19 protein-coding genes are annotated in these 23,343 nt (G+C 48.3%); 12 read left to right on the forward strand and 7 right to left on the reverse strand.

The features are described 5' to 3' along the window. Positions 1 to 441: 441 nt before the first annotated feature. Complete coding sequence (locus AC58PV_RS15355) at positions 442 to 1,260, reverse strand: (2Fe-2S)-binding protein (protein WP_497433085.1); 819 nt, start codon at positions 1,258 to 1,260, stop codon at positions 442 to 444. Between the two features lie 460 nt (positions 1,261 to 1,720). Further along, the gene (locus tag AC58PV_RS15360; protein WP_497433086.1) at positions 1,721 to 2,557 is read right to left on the reverse strand and encodes a pirin family protein; all 837 of its coding nucleotides are present in this window, start codon (positions 2,555 to 2,557) and stop codon (positions 1,721 to 1,723) included. A gap of 164 nt (positions 2,558 to 2,721) precedes the next feature. Here AC58PV_RS15360 and AC58PV_RS15365 point away from each other — a divergent pair, with 164 nt between their 5' ends. From AC58PV_RS15365 to AC58PV_RS15390, 6 genes are all read left to right on the forward strand, one after another. Further along, complete coding sequence (locus tag AC58PV_RS15365; RefSeq protein WP_497433087.1) at positions 2,722 to 3,138, forward strand: BlaI/MecI/CopY family transcriptional regulator; 417 nt, start codon at positions 2,722 to 2,724, stop codon at positions 3,136 to 3,138. Between the two features lie 2 nt (positions 3,139 to 3,140). Continuing rightward, the gene (locus AC58PV_RS15370; RefSeq protein WP_497433088.1) at positions 3,141 to 3,980 is read left to right on the forward strand and encodes a M56 family metallopeptidase; all 840 of its coding nucleotides are present in this window, start codon (positions 3,141 to 3,143) and stop codon (positions 3,978 to 3,980) included. Between the two features lie 131 nt (positions 3,981 to 4,111). Next, a complete protein-coding gene (locus tag AC58PV_RS15375; RefSeq protein WP_497433089.1) occupies positions 4,112 to 4,678 on the forward strand; it encodes a DUF2231 domain-containing protein in 567 nt (188 codons plus the stop codon). A gap of 90 nt (positions 4,679 to 4,768) precedes the next feature. Then, positions 4,769 to 5,023 (forward strand): DUF3813 family protein, encoded by a 255-nt coding sequence (locus tag AC58PV_RS15380; RefSeq protein WP_057311006.1) that lies wholly within the window; start codon positions 4,769 to 4,771, stop codon positions 5,021 to 5,023. A 282-nt stretch (positions 5,024 to 5,305) separates the two neighbouring features. Further along, positions 5,306 to 6,004: a response regulator transcription factor gene (locus AC58PV_RS15385; RefSeq protein WP_497433090.1), complete on the forward strand. Its 699-nt coding sequence runs from the start codon at positions 5,306 to 5,308 to the stop codon at positions 6,002 to 6,004. Next, on the forward strand, positions 5,982 to 8,177 hold the full coding sequence (locus tag AC58PV_RS15390; RefSeq protein WP_497433091.1) for a sensor histidine kinase: 2,196 nt from the start codon (positions 5,982 to 5,984) through the stop codon (positions 8,175 to 8,177). Before AC58PV_RS15385 ends, AC58PV_RS15390 begins: the two co-directional genes overlap by 23 nt. A 358-nt stretch (positions 8,178 to 8,535) precedes the next feature. Here AC58PV_RS15390 and AC58PV_RS15395 read toward each other — a convergent pair whose 3' ends face one another. Next, positions 8,536 to 8,703 (reverse strand): hypothetical protein, encoded by a 168-nt coding sequence (locus tag AC58PV_RS15395; protein WP_167355889.1) that lies wholly within the window; start codon positions 8,701 to 8,703, stop codon positions 8,536 to 8,538. A gap of 552 nt (positions 8,704 to 9,255) precedes the next feature. On the opposite strand from AC58PV_RS15395, the gene AC58PV_RS15400 reads away from it, so the two are divergent. From AC58PV_RS15400 to AC58PV_RS15410, 3 genes are all read left to right on the forward strand, one after another. After that, positions 9,256 to 11,007 (forward strand): ABC transporter ATP-binding protein, encoded by a 1,752-nt coding sequence (locus AC58PV_RS15400; protein ID WP_497433092.1) that lies wholly within the window; start codon positions 9,256 to 9,258, stop codon positions 11,005 to 11,007. A gap of 57 nt (positions 11,008 to 11,064) precedes the next feature. Beyond that, positions 11,065 to 13,143, forward strand: coding sequence for an ABC transporter ATP-binding protein (locus AC58PV_RS15405; RefSeq protein WP_497433093.1), 2,079 nt, complete (start codon positions 11,065 to 11,067; stop codon positions 13,141 to 13,143). Positions 13,144 to 13,245: 102 nt separating this feature from the next. Next, positions 13,246 to 13,557: a hypothetical protein gene (locus AC58PV_RS15410; RefSeq protein WP_497433094.1), complete on the forward strand. Its 312-nt coding sequence runs from the start codon at positions 13,246 to 13,248 to the stop codon at positions 13,555 to 13,557. 417 nt (positions 13,558 to 13,974) lie between these two features. Here the strand turns inward: AC58PV_RS15410 and AC58PV_RS15415 are convergent, their stop codons facing one another. The 3 genes from AC58PV_RS15415 to AC58PV_RS15425 all read right to left on the reverse strand — a co-directional run bounded on the left by AC58PV_RS15415 (position 13,975) and on the right by AC58PV_RS15425 (position 16,964). Further along, positions 13,975 to 15,489: a DHA2 family efflux MFS transporter permease subunit gene (locus AC58PV_RS15415; RefSeq protein WP_497433095.1), complete on the reverse strand. Its 1,515-nt coding sequence runs from the start codon at positions 15,487 to 15,489 to the stop codon at positions 13,975 to 13,977. Between the two features lie 67 nt (positions 15,490 to 15,556). Continuing rightward, the gene (locus tag AC58PV_RS15420; RefSeq protein ID WP_497433115.1) at positions 15,557 to 16,237 is read right to left on the reverse strand and encodes a TetR/AcrR family transcriptional regulator; all 681 of its coding nucleotides are present in this window, start codon (positions 16,235 to 16,237) and stop codon (positions 15,557 to 15,559) included. Between the two features lie 82 nt (positions 16,238 to 16,319). Further along, positions 16,320 to 16,964, reverse strand: coding sequence for an NAD(P)-dependent oxidoreductase (locus AC58PV_RS15425; protein ID WP_497433096.1), 645 nt, complete (start codon positions 16,962 to 16,964; stop codon positions 16,320 to 16,322). 193 nt (positions 16,965 to 17,157) lie between these two features. Here AC58PV_RS15425 and rluF point away from each other — a divergent pair, with 193 nt between their 5' ends. Both rluF and AC58PV_RS15435 read left to right on the forward strand, forming a co-directional pair. Beyond that, positions 17,158 to 17,871, forward strand: coding sequence for a 23S rRNA pseudouridine(2604) synthase RluF (rluF, locus tag AC58PV_RS15430; protein ID WP_497433097.1), 714 nt, complete (start codon positions 17,158 to 17,160; stop codon positions 17,869 to 17,871). Positions 17,872 to 18,093: 222 nt separating this feature from the next. Further along, the gene (locus AC58PV_RS15435; protein ID WP_497433098.1) at positions 18,094 to 20,463 is read left to right on the forward strand and encodes a YcdB/YcdC domain-containing protein; all 2,370 of its coding nucleotides are present in this window, start codon (positions 18,094 to 18,096) and stop codon (positions 20,461 to 20,463) included. A gap of 81 nt (positions 20,464 to 20,544) precedes the next feature. Here the strand turns inward: AC58PV_RS15435 and AC58PV_RS15440 are convergent, their stop codons facing one another. Continuing rightward, a complete protein-coding gene (locus tag AC58PV_RS15440; protein WP_497433099.1) occupies positions 20,545 to 21,156 on the reverse strand; it encodes a TetR/AcrR family transcriptional regulator in 612 nt (203 codons plus the stop codon). A 199-nt stretch (positions 21,157 to 21,355) separates the two neighbouring features. Here AC58PV_RS15440 and AC58PV_RS15445 point away from each other — a divergent pair, with 199 nt between their 5' ends. Continuing rightward, on the forward strand, positions 21,356 to 22,858 hold the full coding sequence (locus tag AC58PV_RS15445) for an MDR family MFS transporter (RefSeq protein WP_497433100.1): 1,503 nt from the start codon (positions 21,356 to 21,358) through the stop codon (positions 22,856 to 22,858). The last annotated feature ends 485 nt before the right edge of the window (positions 22,859 to 23,343 follow it).

The raw sequence follows: 23,343 nt of genomic DNA on the forward strand, positions 1-23,343 counted from the left end.
GCTACCTTAGGTGTGCTAACGCCAACATGGATACCGACAGAAGCAGGAGCAAGGCGAAGGTCAGGATAGAGACCAAGACCGAGACATCCGCCCGCCCGTTTGATTTACGACGGAAAGAGGAACTCTTCTTTGAAAAATGCAAATAGGCATCCTTTTCATCTCATTTATCCTCCAAATCAACAAATGCGTGCAAATAGGCATCTTTTTTATTGAATTTCAACAAAATCTCTTCAAATTGCACTAAATTGATGCCTATTTGCATCAATTTTCAATAAAACGAAGGAAAACCTATGTCAAAACTGCCTATTTGCAGTTTTGATAGCTCCCACTCTTACCCCCAACCCAACCCCGAGCACCAACCTCGCCCCCAACTGTCTTTCCAACTAGCTAAACAAACCAAAGCCCCTGAGGGAAACTCCTCAGGGGCTTTGACTAATCTTTTTATCCAGCTGTAGCTGTGCTCGCCTGCTTGTTTTTGATCTCAATAAACATTTCCTGACGCTGCGATTCTTTGAGGATTGGGCAACTGAAGCATTTTGTTCCTTCTTCGCGGCGGTAGTACATGCAACAGGAGGAGCGCATCAGAATTTTTTTGCCTTCGTGATAAGGGCTATCTATGTACTTCGGCTCGTGGACGAACGGATTCACCTTGCGGCCAAAAACGTCAGGCGTCAACTGTTTCGTCAATACCTCATAATCTGCGGTGAACTGTTCGCGTACCTGAGGGCGTGGGTCATTTTCTAACACATAGTCACGTACGAATGTCATGCGCGCAGCAAATTGATTCCAGATCATAGCCTGATTTACTTTCGCTTGCTCTGCGATGACGGTAATGACTGGATTAATGAGATTTGAGAACAACTTGCGCATTTCCAACTCAATGAATAGGGCACGATCTTCTGTCGGAACTTCCTTCCATTGGAGATCTACAATTTGAAAGCCGACATGTGCATGGTCGCCATGATTCTCGACTTGCAGTGCGAGACGATCTAATTCCAAATCCAACCATTGATTGTACTGAGCAAGAAACAGATGAGTCGTAGCTACCAGATTGAAAAGCGTGAGTCCCAGGTGCGAAGCAGAGATGTCTAACCCTTTGCCGCGGAGCAACGTTTGCCCTTGCTGCAGGATGTTCAGCATCACGGTCCCATCTAGGAGCTGCGGTGCAGGAATGTGCAGGAGGGGTTCTTCCATTCCTTTGGGTGAAATATGAAAATACGTTTCAACTAGCGAAAAATCGACGTTTGTTTCGATGGGCATCGTCAGCACGCTCCAAATATAAGAATGATTATCGTTATCATAATAAGTCCTTTGATCATACAAGATGCGCGACGAGAGTGTCAATTTGGTTTCTTACAAAAAAGGAAGGCAACTCCTACAAATAGATGGAAAAAATCCATGTAATGTAGCCTGATTTTCATGAATCGAGTAGTTAGATGGAAAAAGTACAGCTAATTCAATCGATTTGGGTTTTTCGGGCGGATGTGAGCGAGATTAGCTGCATAATTTCCATCTATTTCTGAAAAAGAGGAAGAAAAGCTCCAAATAGCTGGAGGAAATCCAGTTATTCAGGTGGAAGGGCTGGCTAGTTGGTGGTCGTGCTGGAGTTGGCGGGAAGAAGTAATAGTAGGTGGTCGTGCTGGTATTGGCGGAAGGGAAGCTCCCCGAAACACAGCACCTCCCCATCCTTATAGACGGGGAGGTGCGTGGAGGGTACTGCTTACTTCCGATACAAGGCATAGCCTGGATCTTCGGGTACGTCGATCGCAATGATCCGCAGGCCGTGCTCGCTGCTCGCCAGCAAGTGAAGAGCTTCGCCTTCACTTGCTGCTTGCGCTACTACGAAATCCTTGTGGGACAGGGTCTTCCGCTCTTGCTCCTGCACTTGATCTTGCCTGTGCTCTCGCCCTTGCTCTTGCTCTAGCCCGTGCACATCCCCCACAACACCGACGCTCCCCACGCCTTCCCCGCGAATCACGAGGAACGCCGTCCTGCGTCCAAGCTCCAAATCATAGCTGAACGCTGCACCAGGCTCAATCTCCCAATCATACATGCGTACATCTGCATCCAAGTGGATGGGGGCATCGCCCCCGATCACTTCTTTCACGGTAGCACCGGCAGCTTGGTTAACGGGGAATAGCTCATGCTCGTATTGGTTGTAGGTAGCTGGCTTCTTCACAGTTTCGCTCAAATGCGGCTCGAACCAGATCTGCATCGCCTCGCTGCCTGCTCTGCGGAAGGCTTCGGAGTGATAAACACCCGAACCGGCTTGGATCACTTGCGCGCCGCCATTCGTCACGGTTTCCAAGGATCCGAGGGAGTCGCGGTGCTCGACGAGTCCGTCGATGACGTACGTGACGATTTCGAACGCTTTGTGCGGGTGCATACCGATTTCCGATACATCGGATGCTTTGCCCCATGCCCAGTAGAACAAAGGGCCGACGCGGTCGACCGCTGTCTTCTCGCCGGGGAAGCTGATGGCCCGTTGTTCAACGAATTTGCCTCCATCGAATGCGCCAACGCCTTGCTCACTAGCTGAATATATATGAATGCTCATAGGAATCTCCCCTTAAACTAAATTATAGTTACTAACTAACTTTATGTAAGTATAATATCATCTTTTTTCCCAGAAGTCAAAAGGTTTCCAGAACCAACGCGGTACTTCTTGACTTCCGCACTATGATCACACTACAATCTATAGTGTAAGGAGTGTGGCCTAACGTGAAAATGCAGAACTTTAAATTAAAGGAGAGCGGGCTTAACCGTTTTTTCGGTCCGCTTGAGTCCAAAATCATGGAGATTCTCTGGACCAGCTCCTCAGAGATGACGATCAAAGACGTCCAACAGAAGCTGGACGAAGACAAAGCTATTAATTTCAATACGGTGATGACGGTGATGAACCGCCTCGTGGACAAAAAGATTTTACAAAAGCGCTCTGTAGCACGGTCATTTCACTATAAGCCTGTTGTCACGATTGAAGAGTTCATGGACACGCAATCCAAAGAGCTGACGTACGATCTTATTGAACAGTTTGGCTCCTTGGCAGTAACCCATATGGTTGATGCGCTCGATAAAGTGGATCCAGAGCTGCTTGACCAGTTGGAGCAGCATATTCTACTTCTGAAAAGGGATCGATAACGATGAAGGAATCGCGATTCAAATGGCTGTACGCGGCTGCGCTGGTGATAGGAGGCTCGATCCTATGGCAAATGGCAGCCTTCCTCCTAGGGCATATGCTCCACTTACGACCCTCTCGCAATCTATTTGATTTGTGTATGGTTCTTCTTCACTATCTGCATCTGCCAGGGCACGTGCCGATGACCTTAGTTAATCTTTTGATTCTCTATACGATGGGGACGATGGTTTGGTTTACGGTCAAGCACAGCTATGATGTGGTTAAGGCGAATAAGCTCGTGAAAAAATATCATGACGTGGCTTTATCCGTAGCCTATGCGGAGAGCTTCGCATTACCCCCACAGCAGCTCCAAATCGTCCGCTACACAGCTCCGATTGCCATGACCATCGGGATATGGAAGCCGCGAATTCTCGTCTCTACGGGATTGATGGACATGCTTGAGCTGGGTGAGCTGCGCGCAGTTATTGAGCACGAGAAATGCCATGTACGGCACCGGGATCCAGCGGCTATCTTTCTGCTAGCGCTCATCTCGAAGTCGATGGGGTATATCCCTATTTTTGCATGGATTGCGCGCAAATATCCGATGATGATCGAGCTCCGCGCGGACAAGTACGCCATCGAACGGATGGAGCAAGCGACAGACTTAGGCAGTGCGCTGCTGAAGTTGCTTAAACAAACCGCGAAACCGCGGTTCCCACTCTCACACGCTTCCTTTGCGGAGACTTCGATGAATGTACGTATTCAGCATATTTTGGATCCAGAGCGGGAAGTTGCCTGGCGTTGGCCGCTGATTCGCATAGCGAGCTCTGTACTTATCTTTATCATAGTCATGGGGCTTATCTAACCAATAAGCCCTTCTTTTTATACCGAATTTGCTCGAAAAACGGGCTTGTCAGAAAAAGAATTGACAATTTCACCCTTTTACACTACTCTTTGTAGTGTAAACTATTTTCCGATTATAAAGGAGCGAATAGCATGGACTACATCATGAAAAATTTACATTTTATATTCACACACGTACCAATTGCGCTTTTGATTTTTAGTTTTGTTTTTGATGTTGTAGCCCTTATTTTTAAAAAGAAGGAATGGCACTCAGCAGGCATGCTGTGTCTTGTTGTTGGTGCGCTCGGTGCGATTGCCAGCGTGTTGACAGGGCCTGAGATGATGATGAAGAATACGACGCTCAGCTCCCACGAATTTTATGCAAGATTAACGATGATCGTTGCCATTGTACTAGCCGTAGTACGCGTAAGCTTACTTGTCTGGAAAAAGCTCGAGCTCGGCCGCAACCCGATCTTCCTCGTTGCTTCACTTGTCGCAGTGCTGCTCGTAAGCTACACAGGCCATCTTGGTGGCAAAATGGTACATCGCGACATGCAAGGCGGTCCTGGCATGATGCAAGGTGGAACAGGCGGCGGTGGGCCAGGCCAGAATGGCCAAGGCGGCCAAGGCCAAGGACAACAGCAACCGGGCCAAGGACAACAGGGCCAACAACAACCAAGCGGTCAGGGTGCTCAATCGTCATCTGCACCAGCGAAGTAATGCTCAGGGAGATCCGCGAATAAAATGGCCTCATATACCTCATCCTAGCAAAGGTATTACATATCCTTTTGAGGAGGCAACGACCCCACCATGACTAAAGTTGATTCAAGCTTACAATCGCAGAATCCGATCTCATCCGCACAAAACTCCGTCGATAACGTTCACCAAGCCGTAAATCATGCCCTATCTCACCCGACAGCTCAAACGACGGAAGAGGCCCAAAATGCCATTGCTAAGGCGAAAAATTCGGTGGATCAGGCGTTTGATCAATCGGACAGCCCCGCGGTACAGCAGGCTATTGAATCCTTAGAAGAGGATAAGGCTCGGCTGACGAGTTTGGAATAAACACTGTAACCCCAAAGGCCTATGCGAGCTTAACCTGCTAGGTGTTGGAAGAAAGGCCGTATCCCGTAGTTATAACTACAGGGGATGCGGCTTTTTGCGTGCCATTACAACAGATCCCATGATGAAATGCATATTTCCGTGCTACACTAAAGAGAGGAACAACTTGTCAGTCTTGTCTTCATAATTTCGTAAGAATTATGGTAACTATTTTGTAAATAGTATCTTATATCATTAGGCAAGTACGGTGGGTTGAAGTGAAATGAAGAAAAAGGGTGCGTGGACGTGACGAAATACCAAGTGCTGGTCGTCGATGACGATATCGACATTCAGGAAGCGATTGAGATTTATTTGAGGGGCGAAGGGATGGAAGTCAGCAGAGCGAACAACGGCTTAGAAGCCCTGCATGTACTGGCGGAAAAGGAGATCCATCTCGTCATACTCGACATTATGATGCCGAAGATGGACGGAATTCAGGCGACATTCAAGATAAGAGAGATCTGCAATGTCCCCATATTGATGCTATCCGCCAAAACGGAGGATATGGATAAAATTATGGGTCTGAATGTCGGTGCTGACGACTATTTAACGAAACCATTCAATCCCTTGGAGTTAATCGCTAGAGTGAAGTCGCAGTTAAGACGCTACACAACGCTAGGCCCCATTAATTCGCTGGAAAAGACCGAGGAATTAAGTGTCCGTGGCCTCGTACTCAATCCCGTTACGAAGGAAGTCACGGTCGATGGTGTGGAAGTGCGGATGACGCCAACGGAGTTCAAAATTCTGGAGCTGCTGATGGTGAATAAGGGACGCGTTTTTTCTATCGATGATATTTATGAAAAGGTGTGGAAAGATCCTGCCTTTAATGCGGAGAATACCGTGGCTGTGCATGTGCGCAGAATTCGGGAGAAAATCGAAATTAATCCGAAAGAACCCAAATATTTGAAGGTGGTGTGGGGTGTTGGCTATAAAATGGAGAAGTAAATCACTCTCACTGGCGCTGCTGTTCGGTGTTGTGATCATGTGGACATTGACGTTATTTGCGGCAACGAATGTCTATAAGAACAGCGTCTACTTCGGTACTGACGCCTATTTCAAAAGCGGTGCATTCGACAGGGAAATAAATTCCGTCTATGAGAACATTCAGCTATATCATCTGGAGGCACCTCATTTTAACGAGAAAACACCAGAAGAGCAGCTAGGCAATAATGATTACTATAATGTGAAGCGTGACGCGGAACGAACGATACAGGATCGCTTCAACAATTTGCAGGAAAAGTATGGCTCGCGCATTAGTACGGCTCGTGACCGTAGTGACAATGCAGAGGTAGATCGACTCGAAGCTGAGCGGGATACGAAAATTGCGGAGTTGAATAAGGAGAAAGAGACGACTTTTCAACAAAGTCTGAAGGCGGCAATTACGGCTAAACAAAAGCAATTCATGACAGCTAAGTCCAATTTGGATAACCGTTTCAAATCGCTATACTATGTCGTGAAAAACTTGAAAACCGGCGAAACCTATAGCAATATCTCAACGGAAGCGTTACAGAAAAAGATAGACCAACAAGCGATTATGTATACATTGACGTTACCCAAAATCGATGAACCGAATCGATTCACGTACCAAATGAATATCGACCAGGTTAAAGCTACGTACTACATTTTAAATCCATCGCAAGGTTCTGGCATTATTCAATCCGATTATCTTTCTTACGAGTCTCAAAAGAAGCAAGCAACATCAACCGTTTTCTGGCTAGCAGCACTCTTGGTTCTTACCATCGGGTTAAGCTATTTGGCAAGACAATATCGGGAAGATACCCTATCGCTAACTGATATCGAAAGAATAGTAAGAGAACGCTTGCCGATCGATGTTCGGGCTTGGACAACTTTTATTGCGGGGGCTGCTTTGCTAGGTATCCTCTTCAATGCTGAGGTTTACTATTGGTCCCCGAGTTATGTTAGCTTATATCAAATTATTATCGTTCTTAGCGCATCCGTTCTACTTGTCATTGTATACAGCGGTTGTCGTGATGCAGCCACATTGCTCAAATACCCGGACAATCTCGCCATGGCGTGGAGAAGCAGCTTGACCGCATCCTTCTGGCAAACCCTGAAAGATACGTTAGAGCAACGAGGCTTGATCTTCAAGCTGATCGTCTTCATGGCCATCATTGCGATCATGGGCTTCCTGCCTGTCTGTATCGTGGCTTCAAGTGGGGAAGAGGTTGTTATCGTCTTTACGTTCGTCTGGTACATCATGTTCCTGCTCGTGGTGATGCCTTATATGATGCGGAAAATCAAGCAACTTCGTACCATTATCACAGGTGTGGAGCAAATGTCACAAGGCAATTTCGACGTAACCCTCCCTGCCAAAGGGAGAGGTCAGCTGTCCCGCATGGCAATGAACATTAACAATATGAAGTACGGCCTGCAGCTTTCGCTAGAGAAACAACGTGTAAGTGATCGTCTCAAAACAGAGCTGATCACGAATGTTTCCCATGATTTGAAAACGCCGTTAACCTCCATTATTAATTATGTGGATTTGCTCAAAAAGGAAGGGGTATCCGCGGAGCAATCCACCCACTATCTCGAGGTGCTTGATCGGAAAACGCAGCGCCTCAAAGTGTTGATTGAAGATCTCTTCGAGGCATCGAAGATGGCAAGCGGAGCAACCGAGCTTATCTGGGAAAAAGTCGACGTCTCCGCCTTGCTGACGCAGGCATTGGCGGAATTCAGCGACAAAATCGAGGCGTCCTCGCTGTCTTTCCGAGTAAACGTGCAAAGCCCGCATATGTATGCCCTGCTCGATGGCAAAAAAACATGGCGCGTCTTCGAGAACCTCATTGGCAACGCCTTGAAATACGCCTTGCCGGGGACGCGTGTTTACGTCACATTGACGGAAAATATTGAGCAAGTCATTTTCATCATTCAGAATATTTCAACGCATGAGCTTAATTTCGGCGTAGAAGAGTTGTTCGAACGCTTCAAACGCGGCGATCAGTCTCGCGGAACGGAAGGCTCCGGCCTCGGCCTCGCGATTGCCAAGAGCATCGTTGAGCTGCAAGGCGGCACGCTCTCGATTGAAATTGACGGTGACCAATTCAAGGTGATTGCCGAGTTTGAGAAACGGGAGCTGCTGGCAGCGCCGCAGGAGTAGGTGCAGCGGTGCAAGCCCGGGCTGGGCTTGCGCCTATGCCCGCATGCGGCAGGTACCTCGCCCGTGCGAGCCTCCTCCGTCAGCGCGAATGGCCAAAGTTGCGAAAATACACTTATTTTCGGACAGATTGGCTAGTTTAAGACGAATGCGTGCAAAAAGGCATCCTTTTGGAGCGAAATAGCGCCATAATGGAGATATCTCCGAAAATAGTTGCACTTTCGCACGTATTTTAGCTGGTGAGCCTAATTTCATGCCAAAAGGTTGCACATTTGCACTTTTGAACGCCGCAGCCGCACACACACCCATTGCACGAAAGAGAGGGCCCCCGCCACATGGCTTAAGGGAAGCCCTCTCTCTTTTATTTCAACTCCAACTCCTCCAAGGTATACCGGTTGTCCCACAAGAAAACCATGTCATACGCGGTCGAGTCCCGCGAGACAAACCTCGCTGTAGCCGCAATGACAATGCCTATAATCGTTCCGAATCCCACAATCCATCCCATTAATGCAAACACTTGATCGACCATCCGCATTCACTCCTTTGAGGCGCGATGAACTCCTAATCTATCCATATGCCGGGTGAATTTGAAACATGTGTGACATTTGAAAACCCTCTCAACACGAGTATAGACATCGGAAATGTCGGGCTGGGAGAGTTACATTTTAATCCTTTTCTCCGATTGACACGTTCAGAAGAGGGATGGTAAGATCACCCTGTAAGAAAACGAATAGACAGCTTTTGGTAAAAGTAACAGGCACCTAATGTGCCGGGCTCATCAAACGAAACAGGGGGGTTCCACTATGGATAACATGGTAAATGCATTTAGCGCACATCATAAACGGACACACGTCCAACCTAATTTCATAGATGGTAACCTGCTGCTTAGCCCGTGAGACTGCGATTGTATGCGCATGTTCGGGAGCTAGCACCCCTTCCCATACGTTAAGTTGTGAAGCGCGGGTTACGAAGTTCGTAACGAGCGCTTTTCTGTTTCTATAGAAGGCATATCGCTGCGCGCGGTATGTCTTTTTGCGTCTGTAAGTGTCTATGCGCCATTTGAGAGGAGTGACAAGATCGTATGTTTACTGTATTAAAGAAATTAGCTTGGTTTTTCAAAATGAACTGGAAACGCTACAGCCTCGCGATTGGGCTGCTGATCATCGTCGGCATCATTGATGTTCTACCGCCGAAGCTGATTGGTTACGCGATTGATGGCATACACATGGGCACCTTAACGGGGGCCAAATTGGGGCAGTTACTCGCCTTTTGGGGCGCGCTCATCATTGTGAGCTATGGGCTGTCGTACATTTGGCTGTACCAGTTGTTCGGCGGCGCCTTCGTCCTTGAACGTGTGCTGCGCTCCCGATTCATGCGCCAACTGCTGCGGATGACGCCTACCTTCTATGAGCGCAACCGTACGGGCGATCTGATGGCTAGAGCGACGAATGATTTGCAATCGGTCTCGACAACCGCAGGATTTGGGATTCTAACCTTCGTCGATTCGACGCTGTTTATGTTAACGATTCTGAGCATGATGGGCTTCTTTATTAGCTGGAAGCTGACGCTGGCCTCGATTCTACCACTGCCGATTATGGCCGTTGCGATTACGATTTTCGGGGGCCGCATTCACGAGAGATTCATCCTGGCACAGGATGCTTTCGGTCAGATGAATGACCGGGTTCTGGAAACCATCGCAGGCGTGCGGGTGATCCGGGCATTCGTGCAGGAGAAGGCAAGCGAGCGCAATTTTGAGACGATGACGGACGACGTTTATCGTAAAAATATCGCAGTAGCCGTTATTGACGCTCTTTTTGAACCAACGGTCAAAATTCTAGTCGGTATTTCCTACCTGATCGGGCTTTGTTACGGCGGTTACCTGGTGTTCCACAGTGAGTTGACACTTGGTGAACTAGTGTCCTTCAATACCTTCTTAGGAATGCTGATCTGGCCGATGTTTGCGATCGGTGAACTCATGAACATCATGCAACGCGGGAATGCATCGTTAGATCGTGTTAACGAGACCCTCGGCTACAAGCCGGATGTCAAAGAAGTACCGAACGCAGCAACGCAGTTGAAGCCAGATTCTATCCATTTTGAAAATGTAACCTTCCGTTACCCGTCCTCATCCATTGATAACTTAGTTGGCATGACGTTCCGCTTAGAGCGCGGACAGACGCTAGGAATCGTCGGCCGAACAGGCAGCGGCAAAACAACCCTGCTGAAACAATTGCTTCGCGAGTATCCTGTCGGTGAAGGTGCGATCACGATTACGGATACACCGATTGAGCAGATCGCGATAGACACGCTGCATGGATGGATCGGATATGTGCCACAGGAGCCGATTCTATTCTCCAAAAGCGTCCGCGAAAACATCATGTTCGGCAAGGGGCAAGGTACCGAAGCAGAATTGTATCGCGCGCTTGATCTAGCTGCGTTCCGCAAGGACGTCGAGTTCTTGCCGGAAGGTCTGCAGACGCTCGTTGGGGAAAAAGGCGTCGCCTTATCCGGCGGTCAGAAACAGCGCGTCTCCATTGCGCGGGCGTTGTACGTCGATCCGGAGATTCTTCTGCTCGACGACGCGCTCTCTGCGGTCGATGCGAAGACGGAGGCTGAGATCATTAGCGGTATCCGCACTGAACGCGCAGGCAAAACGACCCTCATCACCACGCACAGACTCTCCGCCGTGCAGCATGCCGATTGGATCGTCGTGCTTGATGAAGGCTATATCATCGAAGAAGGCACGCATGAGCAGCTTCTAGCGCTTGGCGGCTGGTATAAAGAGCAGTACGACCGTCAACAGCTCGAAGAGCAGACGGCCATGCTTGAATAGATGGGGCGGATTAAGCCCCGGTTATACGAAACGAAAGAAAAGTAGGTGAGACTCCTGATGACACAAACAAAATCAACCACACAAACCGGGAAACGGTTGTTCCAATATGCGGCTAAATTTAAGCAAACCCTGCTGATCGCGCTAGTATTCTTATCCTTGGCTGTCGCGACGGAACTGGCGGGACCTTTCATTGCAAAGCATATGATCGACACCCACATTCTCGGCATCGAGAAGCCATGGTTTGAGACGCAATCTGCGACGAAGAGTGAGAAAGCTGTTGCGTTTGAGCAGGCTTTTTATAAGCGTGGCGACAATTTCGCGGAAGGCGAGCCGAAGGGGAGAGAGGTTCGAATCCTTCAAGTCGGCAGTAAATTCGTATGGCTTGATCAAGCACTCCCATGGGATGGCGTCCGCAAGCTGACGGATGACGGAAAGCTGCTGGTTACACAAGGCACGGAGCAGGCAGAGTATGCCGTTCAGAAGCTGAGTGTGCAGGAGCTGTATAACTTTTATCAACCGCAATTTGCAGAGTTAATGAAGCTGGCGGGATTCTATGTGATCTTGATTTTCGTGGGAGCAGGCTTTACCTACGGACAGCGATATTTGCTGCAAGCGGCAGCGAATCGGATCATTCAGCGCATGCGCCGGGATGTGTTCGCCCAGATCCAGCGATTGCCGATCAATTATTTTGATAATCAGCCTGCGGGCAAAGTCGTTTCACGGATCACGAACGACACCGAGTCGGTCCGAGATCTGTATGTGCAGGTGTTGGCGAACTTTTTTACAGGTACCATCTATATTCTGGGGATTATCGGGGCTATCTTCATTCTCGATGTACGTCTGGCTCTCTTCACGCTGCCGGTTATTCCGCTGCTCATTGCCTGGATTATTATTTACCGGAAGTATGCGTCAACGATTAATCATGAAATTCGGGAACGGATCAGCGCGATCAATGGGATGATCAACGAGGCGATTCAAGGGATGACGATCATTCGGGCTTTTCGCCGGCAAAAGGAAACGACTGAGGAATTTGAGGTGTTGAATGAAGAGTATACGCACTATCAAAATAAGCTGCTCAGCTTGAACTCCTTGACCTCTCATAACTTGATGAACGTGGTGCGGAACTTGTTCTTCTTCGGATTGATCTGGTATGTCGGCGGCAGCTCGCTGAACGCGGTCATTACGGTTGGCGTGTTGTACGCCTTCGTCGATTACCTTAACCGGATGTTCCATCCGATGGTAGGTATCGTGAATCAGCTGCCGAATTTGGAGCGAGCGCTTGTATCGGCTGACCGCGTATTCGAACTGTTGGATGAACAGGGCATTGACGTTGTCGCTGCAAAAGCAGACCGCTACAAAGGCCACGTGAGCTTCGAGCACGTTCGCTTCGCTTATAAAGAAGGCGAGGATGTGCTGAAGGATATCACCTTCGAGGCCAAACAAGGGCAGACGGTCGCCCTAGTGGGGCATACCGGTTCAGGCAAAAGCTCGATCCTCAACCTCCTGTTCCGCTTCTATGATGTTAACGAAGGCCGCATCACGGTGGATGGCCGCGATATCCGCGAGCTCTCGAAGCAGCAGCTTCGGCAGCACATGGGCATCGTGCTGCAGGATCCGTTCCTGTTCACGGGGACGATTGCGTCCAATGTGTCCTTGGACGATTCGTCCATCACCCGGGAACGGGTGGAGGCGGCGCTGCGCGAGGTAGGCGCAGCGGAGATGCTTGGCGCGCTGCCGCGCGGTCTCGATGAGCCTGTCATCGAGAAGGGCAGCACGCTGTCGGCTGGGCAGCGGCAGCTGATTTCTTTCGCCCGGGCGCTGGCGTTCGACCCGGCGATCTTGATCCTCGATGAGGCGACGGCCTCCATCGACACAGAGACCGAGGCCGTCATTCAGGCCGCGCTCGATGTGTTGAAGAAGGGGCGGACCACCTTCATCATTGCCCATAGGCTGTCGACGATTCGCAGCGCCGACTTGATTCTTGTGCTCGACCACGGCGAGATTGTCGAGCGTGGCACGCATGAGGAGCTCATGGGGCTCCTCGGGCGGTACTACCAGATGTACCAGCTGCAGGCTGGACATCCGGAGATTGCCGCCGCTACGGAGAGCGGCGATCCGGCTGGGCATAAGATCTAGGTCGCGAGTCGTAGATGAATCTCGACAAAAGGCTAACGACGCTAACTTTCCAATATGCTACAATGGAACAAATTGAAGCTTGTGGGAAGTGGAGGAGATATTATGCGTTCAGATACGATTCGTTTGCTTAACCTGCTGCAGTTATTATCCGAAATAGCTATTGCAGTAGGGTATTTACTGGGTTTAATCCCATTCGTGTATGCCTGGTCATGCGCTTGGGTCATTCCATTGGTGGTCGTGAATTTGGTGTTTGCCATCCTCACCGGCAATGGAACTACGCTAAAAACCATCATTAACATCGCCTTGGCCTTCTTAAGTCTCATTCCTTTGCTTGGTTATGTATTCCGTTTCGGCGGAATCGTCATATCAGGATTGAATATGAGAGAGTTGTCCAAGGGAAGAAGCAACTACTAGTAAGTAGTGAAAAACGGATGGCGCCGAAGTGGCGCGCATCCGTTTTTTTATATGACCTGACTACTGAACGCCTACTCGATAGTGCCGTGTTATTCCAGCTGAGGCAGGGTCCTAGTGGAATTTGGGGTGAATTTGAGAAGTCGCAGGTGTTCCAAGTGAATAGATGGAATTTCTACTGTTATATTTGGGGTTTTGTTGACCAAACACAGAATAGATGGAAAACCTACAGTTAAATCTGCCGATATTGCCTGATCTAAGAGGTAGAGGCAGTTTTACCTACATATTTTACAGTTAAATCGAGAATTAGGGAGAATTTCGCAGAAATAACTGTATATTTTCCATTAAATCGAAACGTCCCCCCTTCGAAAACCACCTCCATATGGCCGCTCATCTTCGAAAGTCTTCAATAGACATTTCTCATTGTTCCAATGTCGTCGTTACGCCAACCGATCTTCGTTTAGGCAGAAAAATAAGAGAAAGGATGACCCCAAGCACAGCGATGCCGCAGCATACCCATAGCATGAAGTCTAACCCGCTAACGAAAGCGTGTTGAACAGAAGCTAGCAGCGAAGTGGAGTTCATTTGGTGAGCGATGGCTACCCCCGAAGAAACGTTATCTTGAACCGCAGCTGCAGCTTGGTCTGTCAAACCGCTCACATCCAAACGTTTATGGTACTCAGAGTTCAATAATGAACCGAGGAAGGCTACACCGATAGTCCCGCCTACTTGACGAAGAGTCATAATTAAGGCAGATCCAACACCGCTTCGCTCGGCAGAGAGGACGCCAAGCGCCGCGTCCATCGCGGCCGGAAGTGCGAATCCGAAGCCAATGCCTAGACTTACAATCCATATGGCTGCGAATCCATAGCTGGTGGTGACATCGGTAAACCCTCCGAGGAAGAGCCCGAAAGCCATGAATATAAATCCGATCGCGACAATCGCTTTGTCGCCTAATTTCTTGACTATTTTGCCGGAAACCTGTGAGCCTATCAATAAACCACCTATCAACGGGAGAATACGCAACCCAGTAGCTTGAGCATCTAGGCCATTCACAGCCTGGAAGAATAGGGGTAATCCGAAAAGAAAACCAAAGAATGCAAAGTTAACTAAGGTTGCGAGCGTGGCTCCCCAGGTAAATCTAGCCTCGCGGAACAAGCCTAGATCGACAAGCGGTGAACGGCTTCTTCGCTGCCATCCTACGAATACGCCTAGCAGCACGAGTCCAGCAAGAATTGTAGCCAACGTACTGCCATCCCCCCATCCTGTGTCACCCGTCCTGGTAACGCCATACGTAACAGTGACTAAACCCAAACTGGATGTCAGTATGCCGATACCGTCTATCTGATGTTTCTGCGAACTGCGTGACTCTGATATAAGCAGTGCAACGGCTATAATTGAGAGGATAATAATGGGTACATTGATCAAAAAGATAGAGCCCCACCAGAATGTCTTGAGCAACCATCCCCCAAGTATGGGGCCTAGAGGCATGCCCAACGCACTTGCGGTTACCCAAATTCGCATGGCTTTCGGTCTTTCTTCCTCCGAGAATATGACGGGCAGCAGGGACATGGAAAGCGGCATTAATAAGGCTGCGCCTAGACCTAGAACAGCACGCCAAGCGATCAACGCTTCGGTCGAATGTGCATAGGCACAACCGACGGAAGCAACTCCGAACAAGAAGAGGGCAAGCAACAGCATCTTCTTTCTCCCAAATCGATCTCCCAGCATCCCAGCTGGTAGCAATGCTGCTGCTAATACGAGATTATAGGCATTGGCAAACCATTGCAGTTGGCTCGTCGTTGCATGCAAATCCGTTGCTAATGTTGGTAGAGCTAAATTGAGGACGGTCATATCCAGGCCAACGGTTAACAAGCTGAAGGCTAAGACAGCGAGGACCCACCATCTTTTTGAACTGTTTTGAATCGCATTCATTGTTATTCCACCTCTCTTTTTTAAAACTAACTAGTTATTTATATTTAATTATAAAGAGAGCCGCCCTTTATTTGGACAAAGACGGCTCCATGACGCCATGAATAATAAATCGGGCGACTTGATCTTTATAATGTGCAATAGAATCGGCTGTATTCGACGCATTTAGAAATGGCTTAAATCGCGAATAGGACTGGATGGACGAATACACATTGTTGAGCACGATAGAAGGAAACACTTTTGGATCTAAATCAGCCCGCAGTATGCCATTCATTTGTGCCTTCTTAGCCAGTTCATAGATCATCGTAGCATCATCGGGCATATACGTGATTTGATTCCATGTTTTCCATTCTTCGGCCATTTCCCATGAAAGTATTTTCAAATACCGCGGATGGTCTAATAGGAACTGTAAGGACCCATGTATCAGATCCTCTAAGAATTGCGTGAATTTAGCCCGGTCCGAAGTCAATGAATCGTCTTTCAAGAGTTCGCCGTTGATATCCAACAACATCTTGTCACCTAATTGATCGGCGCGAATAATAACTTCGGTGTACAGCCCCAACTTATCTTGAAAATATTGATAAATCAAACTTTTATTATAGCCTGCGGCTTTGGCTATGGCATCGATACGCGCAGCGGAAAATCCCTGCTCGGCAAATATCTCTTCGGCTGCGTCTAAAATAATTTCCTTGGTCCTTGCGGCATCGTAGGTTCGTTTTGGTTTAGGTTCTTGGGTTGATATATCAGTCACCTCCAACGAAAATAATTATAACTAACTAGTTAGATTTTATCAATAGGTGATTTTATTGATGTAAAATGGGGCCGCGGCAAGCCTAATAGGCTAGCCCCACGCGGCAGCCCACATACGCGTCCTCCATCGCGACGCGGTAAGTGAACGCCGCGGTGTCGCCGACCGAGATGGACGTGCCGCTATCCGGCAAGAAGTCGCGCTCCGCGCGGAACTGACCTTGCGCTTCGCCGTCGGGCAAATATGTTGGACACACGACTGTCCAACGCAGGTCCGACGCTGCGAGCAGCGCCCACGCCTGGCGGTGCTCCTCCGCCGCGCGGGTCGAGGAGCGCCGCGTGTCCGGCGCTTGGAAGCGCAGCAGACCCGGATGCTCCCGGCTCTGCAAGATGCCGGCCGTGCCGACGGTGACCACGCGGCTCACGCCGGCAGCCTTCATCGCCCCGATGAGCAGGGGCGTGGCCTCCGTCAGCACCGTGCCGCCGTCGGTGCCAAGGCAGCTGATGACCACGTCCACGCCGGTCATGGCGCCAGCAAGATCTGCTGCGGAACAAGCGTTACCTTGCAGCAAGGTGAGCCGGTCGGAACGCAGTGATATTTTATCCATACTCCGCACGATGGCGGTTACTTCATGATGATCCTGCAGGGCTTGGGCTAGAACACGCTGACCTACGCGGCCAGTTGCTCCTAATACTAGTAAGTGCATCGTCGTACTCCTTCGGTATGTCATCTATTCTATAGTATACCAAACAACGTGGAAGAAATAGAAAACTCCGTTGGCCATTTCAGTTGTGAGAGAGACTCTCCGCATCTGTGCTCCCATGGGACTGCCTGGCTTGGCGACTTGAACCGTTGCTTCGAATCCCGCATAATAGAAGGTATTAAATTTATAAGAAGACGGAATAGAAGGGAATTTCAGGGGCATGAGAATTAATAAGTTTATTAGTGAAACCGGCGTGTGCTCCAGACGTGAGGCAGACAAATGGGTCGAAGCTAGGCGTGTAACGATTAATGGCGAAATTGCGGGACTCGGCAGCGTTGTAGGTCCTGGTGACGAAGTGAAGGTCGATGGACGGGCAATTGGAGAGAAAAAAGAGCACGTATACATTGCGCTTAATAAGCCTGTGGGCATTACCTCAACAACGGAAGCGCATATTCGTGAGAATATCGTGGATTTCGTGGGGCATCCGGAGCGGATTTTTCCCATCGGCAGATTGGACAAGGACTCAGAAGGGCTGATCCTACTGACGAATAACGGGGATATTGTGAATCAGATTCTTCGTGCGGAGAACAATCACGATAAAGAATATATCGTCACGGTGAATCGTCCGATCACGGGGATGTTTCTAAAAGGAATGGCTAGTGGGGTACGTATTCTGGGTACGATGACGAAACCCTGTGAAATTGTTCAAGTGAATGAACGTGTATTTCGCATCATTCTCACACAGGGGCTCAATCGGCAAATTCGTAGAATGTGCGAAGCATTCGGTTATCGTGTAGTGCGCCTGCAGCGAGTACGTATTATGCATATTCATTTGGGCGCTTTGAAGGTAGGGAAATGGCGGGATTTGACGCAAGGGGAATTAACGGACTTGATGCAAATGCTTAGCCAGGAGAAGTCGCAGACGAATCGGTAACTGAAAAATGAGTCGCATAAAACAGGCTTGAACATTCCATGTGGGATGCTCAAGTCTGTTTCTATTTGTTGGCGGTTACATAGAAAAAACATTGGTATTTTTTTCTCGTTGTATTGCAACCTTTTTCCAGAACTCGCCGTCAAGTATTATATAGCAGTTGGACGCGTCCAAGCATGTGAGTCCACTTGCCCAATGGACTTCTACTTAAGGAGGAAGATGATTTTGAAATTATTAAAACAAGCAAGCACGGTGGTACTCGCTTCGACATTGTTGCTTACAGTTGCCCCGATGGGAGCATGGGCTGCGGAAACTGTATATGGTACAGCAACCGCTGGCATGACATCTCCTGTCAACCCTGGGCAAGCCGAGATCTCGGCGCAAGATGCCAAAGTTACCAAAGAACAAGCGCTTGAGTATGCCAAAACCTACATAACACTGCCTGCTGATTACACGCTCCAATCCATAAGTTTGAATGCTTTCTATGGCCAGAATGGTCAGAACGTCCCGACGTGGAACATCAGCTATTCGAAGAAAGTGAAAGATCGTTTCTATGGTTCAGCTAATATTGCCATCAATGGTTTGGATGGATCGTTGACGTCTTACAATATGAATGACAATGATCCTGAACATAAACCGTCCTATCCACCTAAGGTCGATTTCCAAGGTGCCAAAGAGCTGGCTGCCGCGTTTGTAGCCAAAGTAAACCCATCGAAGCAGAAGGAATTGCTTTACGATGACACGGTAGAGAAAGCGTTCCGTACTCCGTTAGACGGCAATTATCAATATAACATTCGCTATGATCGATCCGTAGATGGCGTTCCTTACTCGGGGAATGGACTTAATGTTAACGTCAATGGGGAAGGTCAAGTTACGAGCTACTGGTACAATTGGGACGATAAGGTGACTTTTGATAAGGGGAGCACACCGATTTCCAAAGAGAAGGCAGATCAGCTTTTCCGCGAGAAGCTAGAGCTTGCCCTACAGTATCAAATCCCATATAACACACAAGGAAAACATACTCCGATTATTTCCTACTATATGAATACAATAGCTTTGGATGCGGCAACGGGCGAGGTATGGCAACCATTTCCTACCTTAGGCGGCGGCAATAAGCCATTGACAGATAAGCCACTGGGGACGAAGCCGTCAGCTACCTTGAATTTGACGAAGGAAGAAGCCGTTAAGAAAGTAACGACAACGTTCAACTTGTCCTCTGAGTACAAGCTGCAAGAAGCTTCTTATAATGAAACGAAGAATGCAGAAACGGGCGAGACATCCTCGAGCTGGAATATGAGCTGGTCTAAGGCAACTTCGGATACAGTGGCTTCTGGTAAAATGGTTGCAGGAAATAACGTATGGGCATCGGTGAATAGTAAAACCGGCGTTATTACGAATTTTAACTATTATGTGCCTTACAGCGGTGACAATGATAAGCCTATCGAAGGCAAAGTTTCAATAGATGATGCGATTGCGAAAAGCACGGAGTTTGTCAAAGCACAGCTTCCGGGTTACACGGATCAACTTGTGCTCAATGTTCAGAAAGAGTACTCCCCGGAAACGCTGAAGCAAATGCGTACATGGGAAATTAGTTACAAACGCGTCATTGACGGCGTTGTTGCAGGTAATGAAGAGGTGCGGGTCAGCATCGACCGTGTAACGGGAGCCATTTCGAATTATTATGTATCTCTAAGTGATATTGCGTATCCTGCTCAAAAACCGGAAGTTATTTCCGTTGATAAAGCCAAGGCTCTATGGTTGGCACAATTCGATGTGAAACTTGGTTATGTATTGGAGAGCAATGGATACATCGGCGCTGTACCAATCGAGAAATACCGCTTAATGGTGGCGGCGGGAGAAGTTCCTCCGGCAGGTGCGGTAGATGCAAAAGCGGAGTCCAAGGCGAAGCTTGTGTATTCGCTTGTTCCTAAAAACGTGAACCGCGACAGCTTCCTTCTGGATGCCGTGTCCGGACAATGGCGCAGTGCGCAAACGGGCGAGGTTATCTCGTTAGATAAAGTGGTTGTCAGTGATATCGATAAGCACTGGGCTCAAAATGAACTTCAACTGATGCTGGATTATCAAGCTTTGGATGTGAAGGATGGTAAAGTGAACCCAGACCAAACGATTAAGCGCGGTGAGTTGGTCAAAATGCTTGTTATCGCCATGAATGGCGGCAACGGCGGCATCTATTACGGAGCTGAGCGCGCGGCTTCCTTCGCGGATGTGGGCAATGGGTCGAAGTATTTTGCCTATGTGGAGAATGCTGTTGATCGTGGGTTGCTGGATGTAGGAAAAGAATTCAATCCGGAAGCTACGATGAATCGTGAAGAAATGGCGCAATTGATCGTGAAGGCGCTCGGATATCACAGTCTAACGAAATTTGATGATGTATTTAATAAAGATTTCTTGGATGCTGGGAAGGTGTCTAACCTTGGCGATGCTGCAATCGTGTTAGGGTTAAAGATTATGACGCTGAACGATGGCAGCTTTGCTCCGCAAGAAGAAGTGACGAAAGCACAAGCAGCGAGCGCGTTCTATCGTTTCTTACAAACGAGAGCGGAATTGCAAGATAAGCCGCGGTATTACTACTAGTCTATTAATAAATAAAGACCTCTCAATAATTGAGAGGTCTTTATTCAGTCATCATCATTTAGGGCATGCTAGAGGAGCAGGTTATCCTTTTTTGAAAAGCAGCATACACAATCGGCGATAATGCTCTTTCATATGTTCTTTCGTATACTTCTTCTCGTTCTTGATATGGAAGTAGCCGATAGGCGAGATAGAACAAATAATCGTATGTGCGGCTAGCTCCGGCTCAGGATGCTCGACTGGATCATCGCCGATCGATTCGCGAATAAGCTCGGACAATTGATCGCGAATGGTGCGATACATAGGTGAAATGAAAAAGTTGGCATCATTATTATCGCAATTGATATTCATTTTGGCAGACATTTCAACAATTAACTCTGCGTTTGCCTCGATCGCATCGATCCAAAAGCCCAACATACCCGAGAGTCGATCTAATGGAGAATCGTGTTTATGATTGTCGAGATAGGCTGTAATCTCCTGGATGATCTGGCTGCCATAGTGTTGGAGGACATCAAAGCACAAGTCCCCTTTATGGGCATATCTGCGATATAAAGTTGCTTGTCCGATGCCTGCTGTTTTGGCAATTTGATGCATACTGACGGAGTGAACGCCGTGCTCATGAAAGAGTTGATTGGCCGTTTGTAAGATTAATTGGCGATTTTCCATGGCGTCCTTGCGTTCGTGGCGAATGGACATTCTGTAACCACCTCATAAAGTAATAAATGTGAGCTGTTCGTATTGACAAACAAACTAAAGTTGGGTAGCATCATACTGTAAACGGACAGATGTCCGTTTACAACAAGAGGCACAAGAAGTGCATAACTATTGTACCGTGTAGATGATATACGGTCAACGATAGACAAGAGAGAGAAATCAATCGGATGGAGGGATTACATTGTCTTCGCAAGCAACATCGAAAGAAACAGAAGCTCCGTTTTCAATGCGTAGCATTTTGGGGCCGCTGATTGCAATTGTTGTAGGTATTTTCATGGTTATTTTGGATGGAACAGCGGTTAACGTTGCGCTTCCTAAGCTGCAAGAAGAATTCAATTTGCTCAATTTATCACTCGTTCAATGGACGGTCATTGGTTATGCGTTAGCACAAGCCGCGGTTATTCCATTGGCAGGCTGGTTATCGGATCGTTTCGGTGCCAAGAAAATTTTCTTGATTTCCGTAGGTCTCTTCACAATCGGTTCTGGCTTATGTGCGCTAGCAAACTCAGTTGAAATGCTGATTGCTTACCGTATCATTCAAGGCTTAGGCGGCGGTGTCGTCGTGCCGATTGCTATGGCGTTCATTTACCGCTTATCCCCTCCAGGCAAAGTAGGGGCTGTTATGGGTATGATGGGTATTCCAATCCTTCTAGGTCCAGCTCTTGGGCCTGTCGTTGCGGGTTGGTTAGTCGAGTATCACAGCTGGCAGTGGATTTTCCTTATTAATCTGCCTATCGGTGTTATTGGTATTATCCTAGGTATTCGTACATTGCCTAATATGCAGCGTCAAAGCGTTGCTTCTCTAGATTTGCTAGGTATGTTGTTAGGGCCATTGGCTTTCGCAGCGCTTGTGTATGGTGTTTCCAACGGTGGTATTGATCCAGTTACGGGGAAATCCACTTGGACAGATGCTGATACACTAATCGGTTCTGCTGTTGGTGTCGTTGCACTTATCCTATTCATTATTGTTGAATTGAAACAGAAGAACCCGCTCTTGGAGCTGCGCGTATTCCGGTCAGGCAACTTTACGAAAGGGATTATCGTGCAATGGATCTCTCAGATTGCCATGTTCGGTACGATGTTCCTTGTACCCTTATTCTTACAGCAAGCACATGGTTACAGCCCATTGAAAACAGGATTGATCATGCTTCCTCAAGCATTGGCTTCCGGATTGTTCATGCCAATTGGCGGTAAGCTATCTGACCGTTTCGGTGCTCGTCCGCTCGTTATTGCGGGGATGGTTCTTACGACGATTTCGGCATTGTTGCTTTCCAATATTTCTGGTGATTCCGGAGTAGGCACAGTTATACTGCCACTTACGCTTCTAGGAGCGGGTATGGGATTATTCATGATGCCGCTGAACAATCACTTGATTCAATCGGCACCGCAGAATCTGGTTGGTCGTGTAACGTCCTTGACGAATGCGGCACAGCAAGTCATGATGTCTTTCGCGATTGCGATCCTGATGACGATTTTCAGTACGAAATTTAAGGATCTGATGGTTGAGTCAGGCAAACAACAACCGGATCTAGGCTTATATGCTTCTGCATTCGGGCACACATTCCTTATTTTGCTGGGTATCGCGGTTGTTGGCGGCCTGCTTGGGTTATTGTTGCAGAAGCCTAAGAAAATTGAAGGCGAGTCCGGGAATGCTGCAGAAATTCCGATGATGGTAGGTCACTAATCAGTAAGCATAGACAGATATAGGAGCCGCTCCTCAAGGTCATTTGACTTCGAGGGGCGGTTTTTGGTGCGCTTGGCAGCGCATCGTACTAACAGGTGAAAGTCCTGAGTACACCGCGAGATGGCGGAAGTACATAGTTGACCCATAGTGCTCTGTCCGTGAGGAAGGGTGCGGAGGATGGGAAGACAAATCTCGGAACAGGCGGTTAAACCAGGTTGGCCGACAACGCCAGGATAACCTTGCCAAAGACAGGGACGTCCAATACCATCCATAGTGTTGTAGGTTATGAGGACTGGCTTCGGGTGAAAGTGCGATGTCGTGACCCAAGGAGATCTCACCATTTCTACTTAGGTAGTAATCTCTTTTCAAGACCGTGATGGCTAAGTAAAGATGTACGGATGGTGAGAAGTCAGACGTAGGGATAGTAGTGAAAAAGCTTGTCAGAAAGACCGCAAAGACAAGTGAATCGGCGTAAAAAAAAAAAA

Source organism: Paenibacillus sp. J22FR83 (genome assembly GCF_059691955.1).

Bases quoted from the DNA above. Each gene is read 5' to 3' on its own strand.
- AC58PV_RS15425 (WP_497433096.1), bottom strand. From the start codon at position 16,964: ATGACATACCGAAGGAGTACGACGATGCACTTACTAGTATTAGGAGCA.
- AC58PV_RS15360 (WP_497433086.1), bottom strand. From the start codon at position 2,557: ATGAGCATTCATATATATTCAGCTAGTGAGCAAGGCGTTGGCGCATTC.
- AC58PV_RS15410 (WP_497433094.1), top strand. From the start codon at position 13,246: ATGCGTTCAGATACGATTCGTTTGCTTAACCTGCTGCAGTTATTATCC.
- AC58PV_RS15370 (WP_497433088.1), top strand. From the start codon at position 3,141: ATGAAGGAATCGCGATTCAAATGGCTGTACGCGGCTGCGCTGGTGATA.
- AC58PV_RS15395 (WP_167355889.1), bottom strand. From the start codon at position 8,703: ATGGTCGATCAAGTGTTTGCATTAATGGGATGGATTGTGGGATTCGGA.
- AC58PV_RS15375 (WP_497433089.1), top strand. From the start codon at position 4,112: ATGGACTACATCATGAAAAATTTACATTTTATATTCACACACGTACCA.
- AC58PV_RS15380 (WP_057311006.1), top strand. From the start codon at position 4,769: ATGACTAAAGTTGATTCAAGCTTACAATCGCAGAATCCGATCTCATCC.
- AC58PV_RS15405 (WP_497433093.1), top strand. From the start codon at position 11,065: ATGACACAAACAAAATCAACCACACAAACCGGGAAACGGTTGTTCCAA.
- AC58PV_RS15415 (WP_497433095.1), bottom strand. From the start codon at position 15,489: ATGAATGCGATTCAAAACAGTTCAAAAAGATGGTGGGTCCTCGCTGTC.
- AC58PV_RS15440 (WP_497433099.1), bottom strand. From the start codon at position 21,156: ATGTCCATTCGCCACGAACGCAAGGACGCCATGGAAAATCGCCAATTA.
- AC58PV_RS15355 (WP_497433085.1), bottom strand. From the start codon at position 1,260: ATGCCCATCGAAACAAACGTCGATTTTTCGCTAGTTGAAACGTATTTT.
- rluF (WP_497433097.1), top strand. From the start codon at position 17,158: ATGAGAATTAATAAGTTTATTAGTGAAACCGGCGTGTGCTCCAGACGT.
- AC58PV_RS15400 (WP_497433092.1), top strand. From the start codon at position 9,256: ATGTTTACTGTATTAAAGAAATTAGCTTGGTTTTTCAAAATGAACTGG.